The organism is Streptomyces megasporus (genome assembly GCF_000718985.1).
GTDB lineage: Bacteria > Actinomycetota > Actinomycetes > Streptomycetales > Streptomycetaceae > Streptomyces > Streptomyces megasporus.
The window spans coordinates 94,607-115,100 of record NZ_JODL01000006.1 but is presented as its reverse complement, the minus strand read 5'-3'; the positions used below and the strand labels follow the sequence as shown (position 1 = coordinate 115,100).

At 74.2% G+C, this 20,494-nt stretch carries 20 protein-coding genes and 5 tRNA genes; 8 read left to right on the top strand and 17 right to left on the bottom strand.

Going from position 1 to position 20,494, the window contains the following annotated elements; all coding sequences use genetic code 11:
- Positions 1-194: 194 nt before the first annotated feature.
- Complete coding sequence (locus IF47_RS0108250) at positions 195-761, top strand: CGNR zinc finger domain-containing protein (protein ID WP_031507671.1); 567 nt, start codon at positions 195-197, stop codon at positions 759-761.
- A gap of 87 nt (positions 762-848) precedes the next feature.
- Here the strand turns inward: IF47_RS0108250 and IF47_RS27585 are convergent, their stop codons facing one another.
- Positions 849-1,115 carry a hypothetical protein gene (locus IF47_RS27585; protein ID WP_037732220.1) on the bottom strand — a complete coding sequence of 89 codons (267 nt, stop codon included), beginning with the start codon at positions 1,113-1,115 and terminating at the stop codon, positions 849-851.
- 74 nt (positions 1,116-1,189) lie between these two features.
- Entirely contained in the window at positions 1,190-1,645 is a 456-nt protein-coding gene (locus tag IF47_RS0108240) for a hypothetical protein (RefSeq protein WP_031507669.1), read from the bottom strand.
- Positions 1,646-1,796: 151 nt separating this feature from the next.
- Here IF47_RS0108240 and IF47_RS0108235 point away from each other — a divergent pair, with 151 nt between their 5' ends.
- Positions 1,797-2,327: a DsbA family protein gene (locus IF47_RS0108235; protein ID WP_031507667.1), complete on the top strand. Its 531-nt coding sequence runs from the start codon at positions 1,797-1,799 to the stop codon at positions 2,325-2,327.
- Here IF47_RS0108235 and IF47_RS0108230 read toward each other — a convergent pair.
- Positions 2,324-3,154 carry a GNAT family N-acetyltransferase gene (locus IF47_RS0108230; RefSeq protein ID WP_031507665.1) on the bottom strand — a complete coding sequence of 277 codons (831 nt, stop codon included), beginning with the start codon at positions 3,152-3,154 and terminating at the stop codon, positions 2,324-2,326. The two genes, IF47_RS0108235 and IF47_RS0108230, sit on opposite strands and share 4 nt — an antisense overlap.
- 82 nt (positions 3,155-3,236) lie before the next feature.
- Positions 3,237-4,058: an aminotransferase class IV gene (locus IF47_RS0108225; protein WP_031507663.1), complete on the bottom strand. Its 822-nt coding sequence runs from the start codon at positions 4,056-4,058 to the stop codon at positions 3,237-3,239.
- Between the two features lie 337 nt (positions 4,059-4,395).
- Here IF47_RS0108225 and IF47_RS0108220 point away from each other — a divergent pair.
- From IF47_RS0108220 to IF47_RS0108200, 5 genes are all read left to right on the top strand, one after another.
- Positions 4,396-4,468: transfer RNA gene (locus IF47_RS0108220), tRNA-Gly, on the top strand.
- Positions 4,469-4,495: 27 nt separating this feature from the next.
- Positions 4,496-4,566 (top strand) — tRNA-Cys (locus IF47_RS0108215).
- Position 4,567: 1 nt separating this feature from the next.
- A tRNA-Val gene (locus IF47_RS0108210) sits at positions 4,568-4,639 on the top strand.
- Between the two features lie 26 nt (positions 4,640-4,665).
- A tRNA-Val gene (locus tag IF47_RS0108205) sits at positions 4,666-4,737 on the top strand.
- A 19-nt stretch (positions 4,738-4,756) separates the two neighbouring features.
- A tRNA-Val gene (locus IF47_RS0108200) sits at positions 4,757-4,828 on the top strand.
- 82 nt (positions 4,829-4,910) lie between these two features.
- Here the strand turns inward: IF47_RS0108200 and IF47_RS0108195 are convergent.
- The 4 genes from IF47_RS0108195 to IF47_RS0108180 all read right to left on the bottom strand — a co-directional run bounded on the left by IF47_RS0108195 (position 4,911) and on the right by IF47_RS0108180 (position 7,306).
- Entirely contained in the window at positions 4,911-5,186 is a 276-nt protein-coding gene (locus IF47_RS0108195; RefSeq protein ID WP_078591652.1) for a TFIIB-type zinc ribbon-containing protein, read from the bottom strand.
- Between the two features lie 191 nt (positions 5,187-5,377).
- Complete coding sequence (locus IF47_RS0108190) at positions 5,378-6,403, bottom strand: phosphotransferase family protein (RefSeq protein ID WP_031507660.1); 1,026 nt, start codon at positions 6,401-6,403, stop codon at positions 5,378-5,380.
- Positions 6,404-6,621: 218 nt separating this feature from the next.
- A complete protein-coding gene (locus IF47_RS0108185) occupies positions 6,622-6,831 on the bottom strand; it encodes a hypothetical protein (RefSeq protein WP_031507658.1) in 210 nt (69 codons plus the stop codon).
- 232 nt (positions 6,832-7,063) lie between these two features.
- Positions 7,064-7,306 carry a hypothetical protein gene (locus tag IF47_RS0108180; RefSeq protein ID WP_031507656.1) on the bottom strand — a complete coding sequence of 81 codons (243 nt, stop codon included), beginning with the start codon at positions 7,304-7,306 and terminating at the stop codon, positions 7,064-7,066.
- 249 nt (positions 7,307-7,555) lie between these two features.
- On the opposite strand from IF47_RS0108180, the gene IF47_RS0108175 reads away from it, so the two are divergent.
- Positions 7,556-8,947 (top strand): serine/threonine-protein kinase, encoded by a 1,392-nt coding sequence (locus IF47_RS0108175; RefSeq protein ID WP_051717259.1) that lies wholly within the window; start codon positions 7,556-7,558, stop codon positions 8,945-8,947.
- Positions 8,948-9,035: 88 nt separating this feature from the next.
- Here IF47_RS0108175 and IF47_RS0108170 read toward each other — a convergent pair whose 3' ends face one another.
- The 9 genes from IF47_RS0108170 to IF47_RS0108130 all read right to left on the bottom strand — a co-directional run bounded on the left by IF47_RS0108170 (position 9,036) and on the right by IF47_RS0108130 (position 20,431).
- Positions 9,036-9,248 carry a hypothetical protein gene (locus IF47_RS0108170; RefSeq protein WP_245641041.1) on the bottom strand — a complete coding sequence of 71 codons (213 nt, stop codon included), beginning with the start codon at positions 9,246-9,248 and terminating at the stop codon, positions 9,036-9,038.
- A 272-nt stretch (positions 9,249-9,520) separates the two neighbouring features.
- The gene (locus IF47_RS0108165) at positions 9,521-10,336 is read right to left on the bottom strand and encodes a TrmH family RNA methyltransferase (protein WP_031507653.1); all 816 of its coding nucleotides are present in this window, start codon (positions 10,334-10,336) and stop codon (positions 9,521-9,523) included.
- A 61-nt stretch (positions 10,337-10,397) separates the two neighbouring features.
- Complete coding sequence (cobA, locus tag IF47_RS0108160) at positions 10,398-11,633, bottom strand: uroporphyrinogen-III C-methyltransferase (RefSeq protein WP_031507652.1); 1,236 nt, start codon at positions 11,631-11,633, stop codon at positions 10,398-10,400.
- Between the two features lie 230 nt (positions 11,634-11,863).
- The gene (gene cobT / locus IF47_RS0108155) at positions 11,864-15,295 is read right to left on the bottom strand and encodes a nicotinate-nucleotide--dimethylbenzimidazole phosphoribosyltransferase (protein ID WP_031507651.1); all 3,432 of its coding nucleotides are present in this window, start codon (positions 15,293-15,295) and stop codon (positions 11,864-11,866) included.
- Positions 15,296-15,538: 243 nt separating this feature from the next.
- The gene (gene cbiE, locus IF47_RS0108150) at positions 15,539-16,777 is read right to left on the bottom strand and encodes a precorrin-6y C5,15-methyltransferase (decarboxylating) subunit CbiE (RefSeq protein WP_031507650.1); all 1,239 of its coding nucleotides are present in this window, start codon (positions 16,775-16,777) and stop codon (positions 15,539-15,541) included.
- Between the two features lie 146 nt (positions 16,778-16,923).
- The gene (locus IF47_RS0108145; RefSeq protein ID WP_031507649.1) at positions 16,924-17,559 is read right to left on the bottom strand and encodes a GNAT family N-acetyltransferase; all 636 of its coding nucleotides are present in this window, start codon (positions 17,557-17,559) and stop codon (positions 16,924-16,926) included.
- 111 nt (positions 17,560-17,670) lie between these two features.
- Positions 17,671-18,522, bottom strand: coding sequence for a MetQ/NlpA family ABC transporter substrate-binding protein (locus IF47_RS0108140; RefSeq protein WP_031507648.1), 852 nt, complete (start codon positions 18,520-18,522; stop codon positions 17,671-17,673).
- Between the two features lie 155 nt (positions 18,523-18,677).
- Positions 18,678-19,349 carry a methionine ABC transporter permease gene (locus IF47_RS0108135; RefSeq protein WP_031507647.1) on the bottom strand — a complete coding sequence of 224 codons (672 nt, stop codon included), beginning with the start codon at positions 19,347-19,349 and terminating at the stop codon, positions 18,678-18,680.
- Positions 19,346-20,431: a methionine ABC transporter ATP-binding protein gene (locus tag IF47_RS0108130; RefSeq protein WP_031507646.1), complete on the bottom strand. Its 1,086-nt coding sequence runs from the start codon at positions 20,429-20,431 to the stop codon at positions 19,346-19,348. Before IF47_RS0108130 ends, IF47_RS0108135 begins: the two co-directional genes overlap by 4 nt.
- Between the last annotated feature and the right edge of the window lie 63 nt (positions 20,432-20,494).

The window sequence follows — 20,494 nt, the reverse complement described above, 5'->3', positions numbered from 1 at the left end:
CGACCCCCGGCTGCCCCGCTGCCGTCCGACTCGGGGCGACGGCTCGGGGTCCGGCTCCCGGCCGCCGGCGACGGCCGTGCCGCCACCACGGTGATGCGTGGTGGCGGCCTCGTCGTGTCCGGCGAGCGGCTAGAGTCTCACCGCAGCAGGGCCTGCGGGGCCGCCGCCGAGAGACCGGCCAGGGAGCGACGACCGTGCTGATCAACCACGACACCCGGTGCGCGCTCGACTGCGTCGTCGATCTGTTGAACACCGCCCCCGACGAGCACACGCCCGACACCCTCACGGACGTCGACGCACTGCGCGCCTTCATCGTCCGCAACACCATCAGCGGTGTGGACGCCCTGGACGAGACGGACCTGGCCGCCGTACGGAACGTGCGCGAGCGGTTCGGGGAGGTGTTCGCCGCCCCCGACGAGCGCGGCGCCGCCGAGCTGGTGAACACGCTGGTCGCCTCGGCCGGGACGACGCCGCAACTCACCGACCACGACGGCTACGACTGGCACATCCACTACTTCGCGCCGGGCGCCTCCGTCGCCGACCACCTCGCCGCGGACGGCGGGATGGCCCTGGCCTTCCTCCTCGTGGCCGGGGAGCTCGAGCGACTGCGCCGCTGCGCGGCCCCCGACTGCCACCGCGCCTTCATCGACCTGTCCCGGAACCGCTCGCGCCGCTACTGCGACAGCCGCACCTGCGGCAACCGCCTGCACGTGGCCGCCTACCGGGCGCGGCAGCGCGAGTCCGCCGAGAACCGGCCCTGACATCCGACGACATCCGACGCGCCGGAGAGCGGCCGGCCACGGCCCGCGCCGGGCCCACGTCCGCGGGGACTCACGACAGGCGGGGACTCACAACAGGAACAGGTCGTGCACCGCGGCCAGGAGGATCAGCGTGCCGACGACGGTCAGGAAGACCATCAGCGGAGGCTGGGAGAGAGCGAACAGGCAGCCGTGGACCTCCACCGGGCCGTCGGGCGGGCGGTCGTGCCGGGAGTCGGGCCGTGTGCCCGTGTCGGCGCCCGTGTCGCTGCCGGGGCCGCTGTGGGGGGCGCTGTCGAGGGCGCTGTCGGTGTCACTGTCGGTGCTGGGGAAGCGATCCCCGGTGATGTGCTGCATCGTGCCGCGATCATGACGCAGAACTCCCCGCCGAACGGCGCAACACACCCGTCCGGCAACGGGGTTCACCGATATCAGATGCCGTGCTTCTTCAGAATCGCCTCGATCTCCGAGAAGTCGTCCGCGTCGCCGCCGCCCGCCGTGGGACGCCCGCGGCCGTCCCCGTCCAGGGCGGTCCGCGACGCACCGGGCTCCGCCGCGCGCCGCTCCCCCCGCTCGGGTCGGGCGCCCGCGCGTCCGCGGGACCGCTTCCCGGCCACACGACCCACCACGTAGAGCACCACGGCCAGGGCGAGCACCCCGAAGCCCGCCCAGACCATGGGTTCGAGCACCAGGTCGGAGGCCCAGGTCGCCACCGCACCGCCCACCTCGCCGAACAGCCCCACCAGGCCGGACATCGCCAGCCCGACGGGTACCAGGGAGACGGCGGCGATACGTGTGGCGGCGGCGAAACGGCGGCGGAAGGCCGTCAGGAAGGCGACGGCCAGACCCGCCGCGGAGAGCGCGGCACAGATGGTCGTGGTCAGCATCTCTCCATCCTGCCGCGCTTCGCCCCGTATGTGCCATGCCTCACGGAACGGTTCGGGGGGATCTCCGGGGTCCTCTCCTCCCCCGGACCGAGGCGGCGGGCCCCGACGGCCCTCCCGGCGGCGGGGGCGCCGATGCTGGGAGACTGACCCCATGAACGACACCCTCTCCGCCCGCACCGCCCGTCCCGTCCTGGACGTCTGGTGCGAGTTGCAGTGCCCCGACTGCCACCGGGCCCTGGCCGACCTGCGCGCGCTGCGCGAGCGCTACGGGTACGCCCTGGAGATCCGGCTGCGCCACTTCCCCCTCGAGAAGCACCGGCACGCCTACGCCGCCGCGCAGGCCGCCGAGGAGGCGTACGCGCAGGGGCACGGCGACCGGTACGTCGCGGCGGTCCTGGCCCGCGCCGAGGAGCTGGGCAGGCGCGGTGAGGCGCTGCTGCTGGAGGTGGCCCGCGAGTTGGGGCTGGACGTCGAGGAGATGGAGCTCGCGCTGATCGACGGACGGCACATGCTGCTCGTCGACGCCGACCAGGCCGAGGGCAAGGCGATCGGGGTCACCGGCACCCCGACCTATGTGATCGGCGGCGAGCGGCTGGACGGCGGGAAGAGCCAGGAGGGCCTGCTGGAGCGGATCGCGGAGATCGCCGACCGTCTGCTGGCCGAGGGGGGCGACCGCGGCTAGAGCAGCCGTTTGCGGACGTGGTGGACGGTCGTGCGGTAGCCGAGCGACTCGTACAGCCGGAGGGCCACGGCGTTGTCGGTGAAGACGTTCAGGCCCAGCGCGCGGGCCCCCGCCGCCAGGCACTCGCGTTCGGCGGCGAGCATCAGGGCCCGGCCGTGGCCCCGACCTCGGTGAGCCGGGTCGACCTCGACGTCGAAGACGTGGGCGGACGACGTCGGCGAACCGTTCAGCACGAGCCAGAGAGTGCCGACGTCCGTGCCCCGGTGGACCAGGACGCGCAGGACGGCGCCGGCCGTGTCGGGCCCCTGGGGCAGCAGCGTGGCCTGGGCCTCCCCGGCGCGGCGCGCGGCCTCCTCGGGCGACAGTCCGTACTCGGTCCAGATGCGGGCGGCCCCGGCCCGGCGGGCCGCCAGCCACGCCGGGTACTCCGCCGCCGCCACCGGGCGCACCACGCTGTCGGCGGGGAGCGCCGGGAGGTCGGACGGCTCCTTGCCCATCGTCCGGTTGTACTCGGTGTAGCCCAGGGCGGCGGCGAGTCGCAGGGCGGGGCCCGCGTCCGCCGGGACGCTCGCCTCGATCCGCCGGCAGCCCCAGCCGCGCAGCACCTCCTCCGCGGCGAGCGCGGCGACGGTGGCCCGTCCCCGGCGGCGGTCGGGTCCGTCGACGGCGAGTTCCTCGATCCGGCCGACGGACGGGCCGAAGCGCTCGTCCGCGGCCAGCCGCACGCTGCCGACGGGCCGGCCGTTGACGCAGATGTCGTACGAGCGGGAGCGGGCGCCGTCCTCGGCGTGCCGCTCCGGTCCGGTGGGGCGCAGGGTGGTGGTCATCGCCCGGTTCCTACCCGCTCGGCGCGTCCCTGTCACCGGGGCGTCACCGGTGCTGTCACCGGGCCGTCGGGCGCGCGCCCCCTCACGGATCGACGTCGGCCGCGGAACGCTCGGCGAAGACCCGCATCGCCTCGGTGGTGACCGGTCCCGGAGCGGGCAGCTCGCGGTCGTCGATCCGGTGGACGGCCTGGACGTCGCGCGTGCTGGAGGTGAGGAAGACCTCCTCGGCCCGCGTCAGCGCGTCCAGCGGCAGGTCGGTCTCCTTCGCCCCCAGCCACTCCAGCACCAGGGCGCGGGTGATGCCGGCGAGGCAGCCGGAGTCCAGTGGCGGGGTGTGGAGCTCCCCGTCGAGGACGACGAACACGTTGGTGCCGGTGCCCTCGCAGAGCCGGCCGCGCGTGTTGGCGAACAGGGCCTCGGAGGCGCCCTGCCGGTGGGCGCGGGCGAGGGCGACGACGTTCTCCGCGTAGGAGGTGGTCTTCAGGCCGGTCAGCGCGCCGCGCTCGTTGCGGACCCACGGCACGGTGATCACGGCGGTGGTGTCGGGACGCCGCTCGATCCCGCTCACGGCCACGATCAGGGTGGGCGGGGCGTCGCCGCGGTCGGAGCCGAGCGGTGACGGCCCGCCGGTGTAGGTGATCCGCAGCCGTCCCAGCGGAACGGGGTCGGCCTCGACGACGGCGGCGCAGGCACGGCGCACCTCGTCCACGTCGGGCTCGGGCAGGCCCAGGCCGCGGGCGGAGGCGACGAGCCGGTCCAGGTGGCGGGTGAGGGCGAAGGGGCGTCCGTCGACGACCTTGGCCGTCTCGAAGATCCCGTCGCCGACGGTCAGTCCGTGATCGAGCACGGACACCCGCGCGTCGTCCGCGTCGCGCAGCTTCCCGTCCACCCAGATCAGCGTCATGGTGTTGCTCCTCCGGTCCTGCCTGCCGTCCCCGTCGCACGGCCCGCGGCAGGCCCCGGGACCGCCGCGCCGTGCTCCCCCGACGCTACCGCGAGCGGCCGGAGCGCCTTGGATTCGGCCCCCGTCGGCGGCCGGCCCCGGACCGGGGCGCGGCGGCCGGCCGTGTGTCGCCGAAGCGGGCGAAGGGGGCCGGACCGCGCACGCGGCGAGCCCATGGCGGGCGCACTGGGGAAACGGAATTTGAGCTGGCCGGGGAATCCGCTAAAGTTCATGACGTCACCGAGCGCGCGAGCGTTCGGGGGCGGCAGCTCTCGGGCGCGATCCCGAGGGAAGCACTGCGGACGTAGCTCAGTTGGTAGAGCACCACCTTGCCAAGGTGGATGTCGCGAGTTCGAATCTCGTCGTCCGCTCGATGGGGGTCTCCCGGCCCCCGCGTTGGTGGAGTGGCCGAGAGGCGAGGCAACGGCCTGCAAAGCCGTCTACACGGGTTCAAATCCCGTCTCCACCTCGGACGATTAGCTCAGCGGGAGAGCGCTTCCCTGACACGGAAGAGGTCACTGGTTCAATCCCAGTATCGTCCACTGAGGGCCCCACAGGGTCCTTGCCGGCGCGATTAGCTCAGCGGGAGAGCGCTTCCCTGACACGGAAGAGGTCACTGGTTCAATCCCAGTATCGCGCACGCGGAACAACCGCCTCGCGGACGATTAGCTCAGCGGGAGAGCGCTTCCCTGACACGGAAGAGGTCACTGGTTCAATCCCAGTATCGTCCACACCGACCAAGGGCCGGAGCCGTCAGGCTCCGGCCCTTGGTCGTTTTCGGTGTTCGCCGGCTCCCGGTGCTCGGAGGGGAGTTCAGGAGGAGAACAGCATCCGGCCGAAGCCTCTGCGGTGGCCGTGATGACCATGGTGGCCGTGGTGCGGGGCGCCCCAGGCGGGCGCGCTCGGGTAGGACCCGCCGGCGGGGCCCGGCGGAGGCGGGGTGGGCTGCGACCACTGCGCCTCGAGGCGGGTGAGCGCCTCCAACTCGCCGTAGTCGAGGAAGATCCCCCGGCAGCCGCTGCACTGCTCGATCTGGACTCCGTTGCGGTTGTACGTCTGCATGGGCGCTCGGCACTTGGGGCACTGCATCCTGCGGCCTCTCCTCGGGTGTCTGTTCCGCTGTGTGACCGTACGTCCCCTCAGACGCGCGCAAGGCGCCTTCCGGATGCGTTCTCGGCGCGCCGATCTCCCGGCGTTCGTCCCGGCGTTCGTCGGCGTCCGTCCAACGTCGGTGTCACGGTGTTCGCGCGTCGGGGCCGCGGCCGGCGTCGGGCGCCGCCTCACGCGGTCCCGGCGATGCGCGAGCAGGTGTCGACCAACGCCTGCTCGACCTCGTCCGGAGGACGTCCCGCCGCGGCGGCCTTGGCGAGCGCCCGGGCCGCCATCTGGACGGTCAGGGCCCGCGCGGGCCCGTCCAGCCAGGGCCAGGGGTCCTCGGCGCCGTCGGGGAGGGCGGGACCGCCCGCGCCCCGGTAGGCGTCCAGGAAACGGCCGAAGGCGGCGGGCGGGAGCAGGCCGACGGCGAACCAGGCGGCGGGCCGGGCCAGGTCCCAGGCCGGATCGCCCAGGCCCAGGTCGTCGACGTCGATGAGGAGCCAGGGTCCGTGGGGCGCCGGATGACGGACGAGCTGCCCCAGGTGCGGATCGCCGTGGCAGAGAGCGCCGGCGCCCGGTTCCGATCCCGCGTCGCGCACTCGGTCGGGCAGGGACGTCCAGGCCGCCTCGACGGTGCGGGAGGCGGCCGTGCGACGGGCGTCGCGACGCAACAGCTCCACCGCGCGGGCCGCCTTGGCGGGGCCGCGCGCCGGGGGGATCGGGCCGGGCAGTTCGGCGACGGGCACGGTGTGGAGGCGGGCCAGCAACGCGCCGACCGCCTCCCAGGGGGCGGCCTCGGGCGCCTCGGGGTCGACGGGCTCGCCGTACGGCCACAGGCTGACCGGACGGCCGTCGGGCAGGACGTCCAGCAGCGGCCCCTCCGGTTCCGCGGCGGGTTCCGCGGCGGGTTCGACGGCGGGTTCGGCAGGGGGCCCGGAGTCGCTGTTCGGGGCGGCGGGACGGGGGTGGGGCAGGGGCGCGAGCAGGACGTGACGCAGCAGGGGGTGCGCGGCGACGCGCAGCCGGGCGGCGAGATGGGCCGGATCTCCGTCCGGGGCGTGTGCCTTGGCCACGGTGCTCCCGCCGCGGACGACGGTGGCGTCGGACCGCCGGGCGAGGACCTCCGGCCGACAGGCGGCGCCGGCGTCGGCGTCCACGGCGCGGGCGGCCATGGCCCGACGCGCCAGTCGTTCGGTGAGCGGTGTGTCCATGGCCTCCCCCGGACGTGGCTCGCGCACCGGAGCGCGGGCCGTCCACGGGATCGTACGGCCCGGGTCGTGGCGCGTGGGCGTCCGTGAACGGCGCGATGCCCGGGCGGCTCCCCAGCCGCCCGGGCTCCACGCCGTCCGCCGTACCCCCGTCCCCACGGGGTGAGTGTCCGGATGTCCTCGACTCGGGCCGCTCTCCCGAGCCCGAGGCCCTGTCTGTCTCAGAGCCCCAGCAGTCCGGCCACGGACGACGCCTGCGTGATCACCGCCTCCACACCGCCGAAGACGACGGCCAGGAGGACGGCCAACGGAAGGACCATGGCGGCGGCCACCAGCGGGTGACGTCGATTGCCCGGTCGGGCGCCGAGGGCGGAGAGTTCCGCCAGGCGTCCCCGCGCACGGGCTGTCGGACGCCCTGCCGTGTGCGTCATGGTTCCGCTCCTGTCGTGTACGGGGCGGCGGGTGTCCTGTACCTCGGGGGACGAGTTCCGCACCCGCCGCTTGACTTCAACGCTAGGCGCGGCGAGGCCCCTCGGCGTCATGCCCGCGTACCGACTCGGGGCCTCCCGCAGGATGACTCCGCCCCGCTCCGTGTACTCCCCAGGGTGGAGAACCACCCCTGTGACACCGGGACTTCCCGGAGGGGTCGGCCCGATCCGAAGGTCAGCGCGCCGTCTCCGCCGTGCCCTCCTCGCGGGGTATCGGGTGCCCCACCAGGGCCAGCACCCGGTTGGCCATGAAGCGCGCGGTGCGTACGACCGATCCGTTGCGGGTCACCTCGCTCACCTCCACCACTCCCCTGCGCACCTGCGTCTCGACCCTCCGACCCGCACGTGTGGCCGCCATCTCGTAGGTACGAGTGGTGTCCCCGGCGTCCACCACGATCTCCACCCAGTCGCCCTTCATAGCGCGATCCCCCTTCTGCGAAGGCTTGTTGAACGCCTCTGAACAGGACTTCTTCCTTGGTGAGCCCCCGTTCGCCCACCTTTCGAGTGTCCCACTCGGCACTGACAATCGGCATGGCGCGGCGTGCGCGGCCTATCGGCGTCCAAGGGCCGCAGTCCGTAAGCTGTGGCACGTCAGAGGGACCGGGCAGTGTGGGCCGACCCGCCCAAGGGCGGGGACGGGCCCGTCGGCCGGAGGCAGGGGAAGGACATGGCGATGATGCGGCTCCGACGCGAGGACCCGCGAGTCGTCGGCTCGTTCAGGCTCCACCGGCGGCTGGGCGCGGGCGGCATGGGCGTGGTGTACCTGGGGTCCGACCGACGCGGGCAGCGGGTGGCCCTGAAGGTGATCCGACCGGATCTCGCGGAGGACCCGGAGTTCCGCTCGCGCTTCGCGCGCGAGGTGTCGGCCGCGCGGCGGATTCGCGGCGGGTGCACGGCCCGGCTGGTGGCGGCGGACCTGGAGGCGGACCGCCCGTGGTTCGCCACACAGTACGTGCCGGGGCCGTCACTGCACGACAAGGTGAACGAGGTGGGCCCACTGCCCGTGGCGCAGGTCGCCTCGATCGGCGCGGCGCTGGCCGAGGGGCTGGTGGCGGTCCACGAGGCCGGTGTGGTGCACCGGGACCTGAAGCCGTCGAACATCCTGCTGTCGCCCAAGGGGCCGCGCATCATCGACTTCGGCATCGCCTGGGCGACGGGGGCCAGCACCCTCACGCACGTCGGCACGGCGGTGGGCTCGCCGGGTTTCCTCGCGCCCGAGCAGGTGCGCGGGGCAGCGGTGACCCCGGCGACGGACGTGTTCTCGCTGGGCGCGACGCTGGCGTACGCGGCGACCGCGGATTCCCCGTTCGGGCAGGGCAGTTCGGAGGTGATGCTGTACCGGGTGGTGCACGAGGAGCCTCAACTGCATGGTGTGCACGCGGCGTTGGCGCCCCTGGTGCGGGCCTGCCTCGCGAAGGACCCGGAGGACCGGCCGAGCACCGTGCAACTGTCGCTACGGCTGCGGGAGATCGCCGCCCGGGAGGCACGCGGGCTGCCGGAGGGCGCCGCCACGGGGGCGGCCGTGCGTCCGACGCGGCCGGCGGTGGGTCGGCGTGCGGAGCAGTACGCGCGGCAGCGCACCGCGCGCGACGGCGACCGCCCCTCGTCGGGGAGCCGCGCCTCCCGTGGGGCGCCCGGACGTCGGGGGCGGGGCGGGCCGGACGCGGCCAAGGGGGCCGTCTCGCGCACCCCTTCCCGGAACACGCCTTCCCGGAACACTCCTTCTCGGGGCACGCCTCCTCGGAACACACCGCCCCGGAGCGCGCGTCCGGCCGGCGGGGGGCGGGCCGCGGACGGTGGGCGCACACCCGCGCGTCCGACTCCTCGACACCCGGCACGTGCCGCGGGAGCTCCCCGGACCGGGGGGCGACGCCCCGCGCCCAACCGGCATCTGCTCCGCCAACGCCTGGTGGTGTTCGTGACGGTGACGCTGCTGGTGGCGCTGGGCATCGCGGCGGCCCAGGGCTGCCAGGGGCCGGCGCGTGGACTGGAGCGGCCCACGGCTCCCGTCGTCCCCGACCCCTCCCCGGAGGAGCCCTCGAAGCCCCCGCACGGCTGACGGGTGGTCACCGGCGGCCTCGTGGCGCCACGGTCGGAGCGGGGCCGGGGTGCGATCCGGACGCAATCCGGGCGCGGTCCGGGCGCGGTCAGAGCACGGAGAGCGCGGAGAGCACGGCCAGGCACAGGGGAAGGGTCATGGCGAAGGCGCCTCCCGCCTGCAGCACGGCATCGGGGAGGGATCTGCCCGTCACGGTGGCGAGGATGCCCGCCACCAGGGCGACCAGGACGGAGAACAGGACGGTCACCAGGACCCACAGGGCCTTGACCGTACGGGGGTGCGGGATGGGCTCGGTGCTCACCGGTCGTCTTCCTTCCCTTCGGGAGGACGATCGGACCGGGCGTGATCACTCTCGACCCGACCATCCTCTGGATGGGGCAAAGCCGAGGTCTGCGCCCCCTGGACAGACCTTGTTGTCGTCGACGCTTCCGTCGACACGAGCGGGTGGGCGCGCGTCCTTCTCATCGCCGGCCGACCCGCCGACCGAGTGCGGATGAACTCATTTTATCACGGAGTGTAACCAAATGTCGGTTTTAGGGTGAATCGGTGTCGTCGGTTCGGCCGTGACCGGTCTCAACCCGCTGCGGGACCGGTGGCGTAGAAGGCCACGGCGGCGGCCGCGGCGACGTTGAGCGAGTCCACTCCCGCGCTCATGGGGATGCGCACGCTCACGTCGGCCGCCGCGATGGTGGACGGACGCAGGCCGTTCCCCTCCGAGCCGAGGATCAGCGCGAGCCTGGGGTGCCGGCGGGCCACCAGTTCGGCGAGGTCGATCGACTCCTCGCCCAGGGCGAGCGCCGCCGTGACGTATCCGGCCTCGCGCAGCGTCGCGACACCCCCGGGCCAGGGCTCCAGGCGCGTCCACGGCACCTGGAGGACCGCGCCCATGGAGACCTTGACCGAACGGCGGTAGAGGGGGTCGGCACAGTCCGGGGAGAGCAGCACCGCGTCCATGCCGAGCGCGGCGGCACTCCGGAAGAGGGCGCCGATGTTGGTGTGGTCGTTCACGGCCTCCAGGACCACGACGCGGCGCGCGTCGGCCAGCAGGTCCGCCGGCGCGGGCAGGGGCCTGCGGTGCATCGAGGCCAGGGCCCCGCGGTGGACGTGGTAGCCCGTCACCCGCTCGGCCACGTCCGGGCTGACGGTGTAGACGGGCGCCGGGACCTCCTCGATCACGTCGCGCATCGCCTCGACCCACTTGGGCGTCAGCAGCATCGACCGCATCGCGTACCCGGCGCCGAGGGCGCGCCGGACGACCTTCTCGCCCTCGGCTATGAACAGCCCCTCCGCCGGCTCGCGTCTGCGCCGCAGTTGGACGTCGGTCAGGTCGGTGTAGTCGGCCAGGCGCGGGTCGCCGGGGTCGTCGACGGCGATGAGTGGCTTCGTCACGGTCGCCCCTGTTCTCCCGTCCGTCTTCCCGTCCGTTCCCTCGTCGAGTCCCGCCCCGCCGTCACCGGGCGGCCGGGGCGGCCGGCCCCACGCCCACCACCTCGCCGACGACGATCACCGCGGGCGGTCGTACGTCCTGTGCCTCGACCGCCTCCGCCACGGTCGCCAGGGTGGCGTCCACCCGACGTTGGGCCGCCATGGTGCCCTCCTGGACGACGGCGACGGGCGTCCCCGGGTCCCGTCCGTGCTCGACGAGGACCCGGGCGATGGCGCCGATCCGCTCCACGGCCATCAGCATCACCAGTGTGCCGCGCAGTCGGGCCAGCGCCTCCCAGTCCACCAGCGAACGCGGGTCGTCGGGGGCGACATGGCCGCTGACGACGGTGAACTCGTGGGCCACCCCGCGGTGGGTGACCGGGATCCCGGCGGCCCCGGGCACGCTGATGGAGCTGGAGATGCCGGGCACCACGGTGACCGGGATCCCGGCCTCGGCGAGCGCCTGGGCCTCCTCCATGCCGCGACCGAAGACGAAGGGGTCGCCGCCCTTGAGCCGGACGACGAACTTCCCGGCCTTCGCCCGTTCCACGAGGGCGTCGTTGATGGCCTCCTGGGCCATCGCCCGGCCGTAGGGGATCTTGGCCGCGTCGATCACCTCGACGTGCGGCGGCAGTTCGTCCAGCAGGTCGCGCGGGCCGAGCCGGTCGGCGATCACCACGTCCGCCTCGGCGAGCAGCCGGCGACCGCGCACGGTGATCAGGTCCGGGTCGCCGGGGCCGCCGCCGACCAGGGCGACGCCCGCCCCGCGCGTCCGGTGCCGGGGGGCGGCCAGGGTGCCGTCGCGCAGCCCCTCCACCACCGCGTCCCGCACGGCGGCCGAGCGGCGCGGGTCACGGCCGGTGAGGACCGCGACGGTGACGCCCTCGCTGCGCCCGGTGGCCGGGGTCCAGGCGGTGGCGGCCTCCGCGTCGTCGCTGCGGACGCACCACACGCGGCGCTCCTCGGCCTCGGCGGAGGCGGCGGCGTTGGCCTCCGGGTCGTCGGTGGCGACGACCGCGTACCAGGCACCGTCCAGATCGCCGGGGCGGTAGGCACGGCGCTCCCAGCGCAGCTCCCCCGCTTCGGCCATGGCCTCCACCGAGGGGGTGGCCGAGGGGGCGATCAGCAGCACGTCGGCGCCCGCCGCCAACAGCGCCGGCAGCCGGCGTTGGGCGACGGTGCCGCCGCCGAGGACGACCACGCGGCGCCCGGTCAGGCGCAGTCCCACGGGATAGGCGGGGTGCTCGGGGCGGTCGGACATGGCTGTGCGGCTCCTTGGACGTGATCCCCCGGCCCGAGGGCGGGGACGGTGAGGGGCGCCCCGTCACGGCCTGACCGGCCGGGAGGGGGCCCGCGCCGCTGCGGCGGTGGAGCGGCGGGGACGGGAGTGGCGAACACGGGCAGCCTACGACGTGGCCGCCCCGACACGCTGTGCCGCGGATCACCGGGACGACGGTGCTCCCCCGGTGATCCGCGGTCGACCTGTGGGCGTCAGCTCTTCTCGGTGACGCCGGCCGAGTCGAAGGTGGCCACCTCGTGCATGGCCCGGGCCGCGCTCTGCACCACGGGCAGGGCGAGCAGCGCGCCCGTGCCCTCGCCGAGCCTCAGATCGAGGTCGATCAGCGGGCGCAGACCCAGTTTGGTCAGCGCGGCGACATGGCCGGGCTCCGCGCTGCGGTGGCCCGCGATGCAGGCCGCCAGGGCCTCCGGGGCGATGGCCCGGGCGACCAGCGCCGCCGCTCCCGCGCTCACTCCGTCCAGGATCACGGGAGTGCGCAGCGAGGCGCCGCCGAGGATCAGGCCGACCATCGCGGCGTGCTCCAGGCCGCCGACCGCGGCGAGGACGCCGAGGGGATCGGCGGGGTCGGGCCGGTGCTTCTCCAGCGCGCGGCGGACGACGTCGATCTTGTGGGCGTGCATCTCGTCGTTGACGCCGGTGCCGCGCCCGGTGACCTCGGCCGGATCGGCGTCGGTGAACACGGAGATCAGCGCGGCGGAGGCGGTGGTGTTGGCGATGCCCATCTCACCGGTGAGCAGCGCCTTGTTGCCCGCCGCGACCAGGTCGCGGGCGGTCTCGATGCCCACCTCGACCGCGCGCACCACCTCTTCCCGCGTGAGCGCGGGGCCGACGGTGAAGTCCGCCGTGCCGGGCCGCACCTTGCGCGGCAACAGGCCGGGCATGCTGGGCAGTTCGCCCGCCACGCCCACGTCCACGACGCACACCTCGGCGCCGACCTGGTTGGCGAAGGCGTTGCAGACCGCGCCACCGGCGAGGAAGTTGGCGACCATCTGCGCCGTGACCTCCTGCGGCCACGCGGTGACGCCCTGGGCGTGCACCCCGTGGTCGCCGGCGAAGACGGCGACGGCCGCGGGCTCGGGGATCGGCGGGGGGCACTGCCGGGCCAACCCGCTGAGCTGCGCGGAGATGATCTCCAGCACGCCGAGCGCGCCGGACGGCTTGGTCATCCGCTTCTGCCGCTCCCACGCCTCGCCGAGCGCCTTGGCGTCCAAAGGGCGGATGCCGCCCAGCGTCTCGGTGAGGAGGTCGTGCGGCTCCTCCGCGCCGGGCAGCACACGGCGGCCGTAGGCCTCCTCGTGGACGACCCACGACAGCGGGCGGCGCTTGGACCAGCCCGCCTGCACCAACTCGGGCTCGTCGGGGAAGGCGTCCACGTACCCGATGCACAGGTAGGCGACGACCTCCAGGTGTTCGGGGAGGCCCAGCACCCGGACCAGTTCACGCTCGTCGAAGAAGCTGACCCAGCCCACGCCCAGGCCCTCGGCACGGGCGGCGAGCCACAGGTTCTCCACGGCGAGCGCGGAGGAGTACGGCGCCATCTGCGGCTGGGTGTGGCGACCGAGGGTGTGGCGACCGCCGCGGGTGGGGTCGGCGGTGACGACGATGTTGACCGGGGTGTCGAGGATCGCCTCGACCTTCATCTCCTTGAACTGCTTGGCGCGGGCCCGGGGCAACGACCGGGCGTACGCGTCCCGCTGGCGCATGGCCAGCTCGTGCATCGTCCTGCGGGTCTCCTCGGAGCGGATGAGGACGAAGTCCCACGGCTGGGAGTGGCCGACGCTGGGGGCGGTGTGAGCCGCCTCCAGGACGCGCAGCAGCACCTCGTCGGGGATCGGGTCGGGACGGAAGCCGTTGCGGATGTCGCGCCGCTCGCGCATGACGCGGTGGAGCGCCTCGCGTTCGGCCTCGCCGTAGGCGGGGGCGGGACCGTTGTCGACGGCGGCCGGGGCGGGGGCCTCGGCCGCGGGCTCGCCGGCCTCCTCGGCCTCGCCGGGCTCCACGGGCTCGTCGGTCTTCTCGGCCTCGTCGGTTCCCTCGGGCTCGTCGCTCCCCTGGGCCTCGCCGGCGGATTCCTGCCCGGCGGGCGCGGGCCGCTCGTCGTTCTCGGCGTTTTCGGCGGGCTCGGCGTTCTCGGCGGGCCCGTCGTTCTCGGTGGGCTCGGTGTCGCCGTCCGCCTCCGGGGCGGGGGTCTCGACGGCGGACTGCGCGGACGCGGCGGCGGCCGGGACGGCCTCCATCACCTGCGGTCCGGCTCCGGGCACCGCCGCCATGGCGAGCTGCTCGGGCGCGGCGGCGGGTTCCGGGGCGGGCGTGGTCGGTTCCGCCTCGGAGGGTTCCGCCTCGGCCGGGGCGGGAGCATCGACGGGGGCCTCGACCGGTGCGGCAGCATCGGCCGGGGCCGGGGCCGGGGCGGGGGCCTCGGTCGGAGTCTCGACCGGCGCCGTCTCGGCCACGGGCTCGGTCGGCGCCTCGTCCGTGGGCTCGGTCGGGGCCTCGGCGGACTCCTGGCGGGGGGCGGGCACGGTGGCGGATCCCTCCGCCTCCTCCGGTTCCCCGTCCGCGACCGGCGGGGCCACGGGCGCCGTGCCGTCCTCCGGCGTCCCGGGCCCGACCGGCGGCTCGACCGGACCCTGCTGCTCGGGCACGGCCGGAGTCACGGGGTCGGCCGGCGCCTCGACCGGCGTCTCGGCCACGGGCACGCTCTGAGAGGCCTCGGGCACCACGGGGTGCGTCGGCTCGGGTGCCGGAGCGACGGTCGGCGACTGGGCCTGTTCCCACGCCTCCGCCTGCTCAGGGATCGCCTGGTCCGGGGTCGCCTGCTCCGGGGCCTCCGGCGCGAACGCCTCCCCGCCGTCCTGGGGCGGGAGCGCGGCGAGGTCGGGGCCGGGCAGCGGAGCGTCGGCCCGCTGTCCGTCCGCCTCCGCGGGGGCCGGCGCCCAGGCGCCCGGCCGCACGGGTTCCTGGGGGAACGCGGCGAGTTGGGGACCGGGCAGCGAGGAGGGGTCCGGGGCGGCGGGCGCCGCGGGCTCCTCGTGGGCCACGTCGAAGTACTCGGGGCCCATGGTGGGCGGCCCCGACTGCCGCACGGGCATGGCGTGCGGAGGCGTGTGCATCGGGCCGACCGGGGTGACCGGGACGCCCGCTCCGGGAGGCGGCGTCGGGGTCGGGCCGCGGTCGGCGAGGGAGCGCACCGTGCCCGACTGCTCCGGCACGGGCGGCCCCAGGTGCGGCGGGCGGTGCGGGACCTGCCCGCTCCGGGGCATCTGGACGTGGGTGGCCTGCGGGTCGCCGGTCGGGGGCTGCGGCGGTCCCTGCTGCGCGGGAGGCGTCGGGTGGCCGGCCGCGGTCTGCGGATGTCCGGCCGCGTCGTGGCCGACCGGGGCCGAACCGCGCCCGTCCGTCCCGTGCGGGCCCGGTCCGTGCGCGGACTGCGCGGTCACCGCCGCCTCGCTCCACGCGCCCTGGGCGCCGGGCAGCAGCAGGTCGTCCTCGTCGCCCGCCGCCACACCGTCGACCGGGCCCGCGAAGGTGTACGTGCCGGGTGCCGGTGCGACCGGCTGCTCCGGCTGTCCGCCTGCGTTCTCCGGCTGTCCCTCGACCGGGACCTGGCCGGTGTCAGTCATGCGTACCCCTCGCCCATCGATAGTGCTCCTTCCAGCCCCAGCGGGTGCCGCGCCCTCCCGTTGGAGAACAACGAGCGTGGACACGGTGCGGTGCTCACCCCGCCTGAACCATCCGGACATTGACGGACGAAGCGTCAACCCCGGTGGCGGCACAACAATCCATCAGCCTACCCGGCACCGCGCGCCGCGGAGGCCGGGGGTGGGCGACTGGCCCCGGTTGGTCACGGTTCTTCCGGGGAGAGATCACATCCGGCTGCCGGACAGCAGGAAAACGACCGAACGTTCCCGCTCCGTCCAGGCCCGGGTGTCCAGTTCGACGGACTGCAGCAGCGCGCACTCCACGGTGTATCCGGCCCCCGTCAGGACCCGGCCGACGGCCTCGGCCTCGTCACGGGTGGCGGCGTGCGTGACGATCCGCTCGGGCCTGCGGTCGGCGCACGCGGCGACCGTGCGCACTCCCCCGCCGCCGACGCGCACCAGGTCGGGCTCGGGGAGATCCTCCAGAGCCAGGGGCGCCACCCCTTGTACGACCTGGAGTTGGACGCCGAAACGCCGCGCGGCGGCGGTCATCCGGCCACAGGCGGCCACGTCGCGCTCGACGGCGAGGACGGCGGCGCCGAACCGGGCCGCCTCCACGGCGACGGCGCCGCTGCCCGCGCCGATGTCCCACAGCAGGTCGCCGGGGCGCGGTCCGAGACGGGCGAGTTGGGCGGCGCGGAGCTGGGCGGAGTCCCGGCCGCCGGACGGCGGCGACACGGCGGGGTCCTGTCCGGTGTACTCGGCGACGGGCAGCGCCCAACCACGCACGGGAGGCGGATAGGCGGGCCCGTGTCCGGCCAGCCAGCCGACCCGGTCGGTGCCGGTCTCGGCCCCGGTGCCCGAACCCCCCACGACGATCACGACGTTGGGGTCGCGCCAGATGTGGTCGGCGACCTTGTCGGAGGTCAGGACGGTGACCCGTTCGCGTTCGGTGCCCAGGGCCTCGCAGATGACGAAGGTGCGGTGCACGCCCTCCAACAGCAGGGCCAGTTCGGCCGGTCCGGCGCCGGGCGAGGTGAGGACGGCGACCTTGGGGTGCGCGCGGCAGACGTTGACGGCGCGGCGCAGCGTACGGCCGTGGGCGACGACGACCTGGGCGTCGTCCCAGGGCATCCCGGCGCGGGCGAAGGCGGCGGCGACGGAGGAGACCGCGGGGACGACCTCGACCTCCAGGCCGTACTCGGGTGCGCGCAGGGTGCGGACGACGCCGAAGAAGCCGGGGTCCCCGTCGGCGAGGACGACCGCGGTGCCGCGGTGTCCGGCGATGCGCCGGGCGGCCTGCGCCACGCTGCCCAGACGGATGCGTTCGGCGTCGGGCGGGACCTCGGGCAGGGCCAGGTGGTGGGCGGCGCCGGCGACGAGGGTCGCCGCGCCGAGGGCGGCCCGGGCGGCCTCGGTCAGCGGCGAGCCGTCCCACCCGATCACGGTGACACGGTCGGCCATCGGCGGGTCTCCTGGGCGCGTCGCGGGGTGGGGTGGGGGACGGAGCGGGGCGGACCCGGGGCCCGCGGTGGTGGAACGGGGCTGTGGGTCGCCGCAGTGAGATTACCGCGCCCGCGCGGGGGCTCTCCCGGGGGAGGGTCGGACGGTCAGCGCCACTCCGCGTAGGAGGGGTAGTCGGCCTCGTTCGTCTCGCCGGGGATTCCGTCCAGGTCCTCCGGCAGCAGGCTCCACACGATGAGGTCGGTGCGGAGGTCGGTCCAGTCGCCGTCCTCGGTGCGGTTGCGGACCATCCAGGCGTTGCGCAGCACGCCCTCGCTGACGCAGCCGATCTTCTGGGCCACCTGTTGGGAAGCGGTGTTGTCGGCGGGGGTGCGGATCTCCAGCCGTTCGAACCCCCGGTCCTGGAACAGCCACTGGGCCGCGGCCAGCACCGACTCGGCGGCGTATCCCTCGCCGCGCGCCCAGGGGGCGATCACATAGGCCGCCTCGGCGGACCGCACCCGCCAGTTCACCCTGCACAGGTGGACGGTGCCGACCAGGCGCTGGGTGAGGAACTCGGTGACGGCGAAGACGATGCCGCGTCCCTCGGTCCGCTCCGCGGGCGCCCCGCGGGTGATCCACTCCCGGGCGTCGTCCTCGGTGTAGGGGACGGGTACGGAGGTCCAGGCGGTGACGAGCTCGTCGTTCATCATCTCCGTGAACGCGGGGACGTCCGCCTCCTCGAGTGGACGCAGCACGAGCCGCTCCGTACTGATCGAGATCTCCGGGAAGTTGGATGTCATGCGCCGCTCCAGCCTGAAGGGGTCGAGTGCCCAGCATGCAGCATCGTCCGGACAGTGTGCAGCGCCGGGCCCCGGCCGTTCGGCCGGGGCCCGGCGCACCGGTGCGTCGTGTCAGGACTCGTCGCCCTCGGCGGGGACGACCGAGCCCCGGTACTCGTCCTCGATGAACTTCTTGACCTCGTCGGAGGTGAGGAGTTCGGCGAGCTTCTTCACCCGCGGGTCGTCCTCGTTGCCCTCCTTGACCGCGAGGAAGTTGGCGTAGGGGTTGCCCTCCGCGCTCTCCAGGGCGAGGGCGTCCTTCGAGGGCTCCAGGTCGGCCTCGATGGCGTAGTTGCCGTTGATGACGGCGGCGTCCACGTCCTCCAGGGAGCGGGGCAGGGCGGCGGCCTCCAGCTCCTTGAACTTCAGCCCCTTGGCGTCGGCGATGTCGGCGAGGGTGGCGTCGTTGCCGGTGCCCTTCTTCAGCTCGATCAGCCCCTGCTCTTCCAGGAGCTTCAGGGCGCGGCCCTCGTTGGTGGTGTCGTTGGGCACCGCGACGGTGTCGCCGGCGCCGAGGTCGGAGGCCTTCTTCAGGGTGGAGGAGTACAGGCCCAGCGGCTCCAGGTGCACGTCCACCACCGGAACGATGTGGGTGCCCTGCTTGGCGTTGAAGTCGTCCAGGTAGGGCTTGTGCTGGAAGTAGTTGGCGTCGACCTCGCCGTTCTCGGTGGCGGTGTTCGGCAGGACGTAGTCGGTGAACTCCTTGACCTCCAGCTTCAGTCCCGCCTCCTCGGCCAGGTTCTCCTTGACGAAGTTGAGGATGTCGGCGTGCGGGACGGGGGAGGCGGCGACGGTCAGCCGCGCCTCGGCGTCCTTCTTGCCGGTGGAGGCCGCGGGGTCGGAGTCGGTGCCGCAGGCGGACAGCCCCAGGGTGAGGGCGGCGGCGACCGCGGCGGCGGCGGTGGTCTTGGCGATGGTGTGCACGAAGAGTGCCTCTTTCTCGGTTCTCCCGGCTTCCCGGGTTCTCGGTTTCCCGGGTTCTCGGGTTTCTCGGTCTCTCGGCGCTGCCGAGTTCTTGCGTGGTCGCCGGACAAGGTGTCCGGCTTCGTGGGGGGTTCTCCGCCGGGGGGCGGAAGCTTTCAGGAGGCGGTGCGTTCGCGGCGGGAGAGCAGCCGCACCACGCCGTCGCCCAGGAGCTGCACGACGGTGACGATGGCGAGCAGCACCACGACCGTGGCGATCATGAAGCCGGTCTCGAAACGCTGGTAGCCGTAGGTGATGGCCTTGCTGCCCAGCCCCTCGGCGCCCACCGCCCCGGCCATCGCGGAGTAGCTGACGAGGGTGATGACGGTGGTGGTCAGACCGGCCACCAGCGACGGGAGCGCCTGCGGCAGCAGTGCCTTGAAGACGACCGTGCCGGTGCCGCCGCCCATGGACAGGACGGCCTCCACCAGACCGTGGTCCACCTCGCGCACGGCGGTCTCCACCAGCCGGGCGAAGAAGGGGATGGCGCCGATGGACAGCGGCACCACGGCGGCCGTCGGGCCGATGGAGGTGCCGATCAGCAGCCGGGTGAAGGGGATCAGGGCGACGACGAGGACGATGAAGGGCAGGGAGCGTCCGACGTTGACCACGGCGCCCAGCGCCTTGTTGACCGTCTTGTTGGCCAGGAGGCCGCCCCGGTCGGTGAGGACCAGCAGCACGCCCAGCGGGAGTCCGCCGAGGACGGTGACGAGGGTGGACCACCCGACCATGTAGAGCGTGTCGATGGTGCCCTGGATCAGAATGGGCTGCATCTCCGGCCAGGTCATCGGGCCTCCTCCACGGTCTTCTCGACGAACTCGACGGGCTTGACGGACTCGGCGGACCCGGTGGTCCCGGCGGCCTCGGTGCTCCCGGCGAGTTCCACGGTCAGGCCCCGCTCGCGCAGGAAGCCGATCGGCACGACGTTGTCCTCGAAGCGACCGGGGAGTTCGATCCGCATCCGACCCACCTGACGGCCGGCGATGGTGTCCATCGCGGCGCCGAGGATCGACACGTCGATGTCATAGGTGCGCGAGAGCTGGGAGATCAGCGGTCGGGCCGCGCTGTCGCCGTGGAAGGTGACGTCCACGACGGTGTGGTCACCCTCGGGGGGCGGGCCGCCGAGGGGGAACAGCTCGCGGGCCAGTTCCGAGCCGGGGGTGGCCAGCAGTCCGGAGAGGGTGCCGGATTCGACGACCTTCCCGTCGCGCATCAGCGCGGCCGAGTCGCAGATCGACTTCACGACGTCCATCTCGTGCGTGATGAGCAGGATGGTCAGGCCGAGTTGTCGGTTGAGGTCGCGCAGCAGGTCCAGCACCGAGCGGGTGGTCTCCGGGTCGAGGGCTGAGGTGGCCTCGTCCGACAGCAGCACCTTGGGGTCGCCGGCGAGCGCCCGGGCGATGCCGACGCGCTGCTTCTGTCCGCCCGACAACTGCGCGGGCCAGGCGCGGGCGTGGTCGGCGAGGCCGACCAGGCCGAGCAGTTCCCGCGCCTTGCGGGCGCGTTCCCGGCCGGGCACCCCCAGGATCTCCAGGGGCAGCTCGACGTTGCCCTGGACGGTCCGGGAGGACAGCAGGTTGAAGTGTTGGAAGACCATGCCGATGCGGCTGCGTGCCCGGCGCAGTGCGGCGCCGGCCCGCGGTCCGCGTCCGGCCAGCGCGGTGAGGTCCTGTCCGTCGACGACGACCGTGCCGGAGGTGGGTCTCTCCAGCAGGTTGACGCAGCGGATGAGGGAGGACTTCCCCGCTCCGCTGCGTCCGACGACGCCGAATATCTCGCCTTCGCGGACGTGCAGGTCGACGCCGTCGAGCGCGGTCACGTCGCGGCCTCGGGAGCGGTAGACCTTGGTGAGTCCCGTGGTGGTGATCACTGGGTGTCCATCACTGTCGAGTGCGCGGCGCGCGGTGGCGGCGCCGGGCACGGGATGTTCCTG

Excerpts from the sequence above, each read along its gene's own strand:
- IF47_RS27585 (WP_037732220.1), bottom strand. The coding sequence starts at position 1,115 with ATGCAGCACATCACCGGGGATCGCTTCCCCAGCACCGACAGTGACACC.
- IF47_RS0108240 (WP_031507669.1), bottom strand. The coding sequence starts at position 1,645 with ATGCTGACCACGACCATCTGTGCCGCGCTCTCCGCGGCGGGTCTGGCC.
- IF47_RS0108235 (WP_031507667.1), top strand. The coding sequence starts at position 1,797 with ATGAACGACACCCTCTCCGCCCGCACCGCCCGTCCCGTCCTGGACGTC.
- IF47_RS0108230 (WP_031507665.1), bottom strand. The coding sequence starts at position 3,154 with ATGACCACCACCCTGCGCCCCACCGGACCGGAGCGGCACGCCGAGGAC.
- IF47_RS0108225 (WP_031507663.1), bottom strand. The coding sequence starts at position 4,058 with ATGACGCTGATCTGGGTGGACGGGAAGCTGCGCGACGCGGACGACGCG.
- IF47_RS0108195 (WP_078591652.1), bottom strand. The coding sequence starts at position 5,186 with ATGCAGTGCCCCAAGTGCCGAGCGCCCATGCAGACGTACAACCGCAAC.
- IF47_RS0108190 (WP_031507660.1), bottom strand. The coding sequence starts at position 6,403 with ATGGACACACCGCTCACCGAACGACTGGCGCGTCGGGCCATGGCCGCC.
- IF47_RS0108185 (WP_031507658.1), bottom strand. The coding sequence starts at position 6,831 with ATGACGCACACGGCAGGGCGTCCGACAGCCCGTGCGCGGGGACGCCTG.
- IF47_RS0108180 (WP_031507656.1), bottom strand. The coding sequence starts at position 7,306 with ATGAAGGGCGACTGGGTGGAGATCGTGGTGGACGCCGGGGACACCACT.
- IF47_RS0108175 (WP_051717259.1), top strand. The coding sequence starts at position 7,556 with ATGGCGATGATGCGGCTCCGACGCGAGGACCCGCGAGTCGTCGGCTCG.
- cobA (WP_031507652.1), bottom strand. The coding sequence starts at position 11,633 with ATGTCCGACCGCCCCGAGCACCCCGCCTATCCCGTGGGACTGCGCCTG.
- cobT (WP_031507651.1), bottom strand. The coding sequence starts at position 15,295 with ATGACTGACACCGGCCAGGTCCCGGTCGAGGGACAGCCGGAGAACGCA.
- cbiE (WP_031507650.1), bottom strand. The coding sequence starts at position 16,777 with ATGGCCGACCGTGTCACCGTGATCGGGTGGGACGGCTCGCCGCTGACC.
- IF47_RS0108145 (WP_031507649.1), bottom strand. The coding sequence starts at position 17,559 with ATGACATCCAACTTCCCGGAGATCTCGATCAGTACGGAGCGGCTCGTG.
- IF47_RS0108135 (WP_031507647.1), bottom strand. The coding sequence starts at position 19,349 with ATGACCTGGCCGGAGATGCAGCCCATTCTGATCCAGGGCACCATCGAC.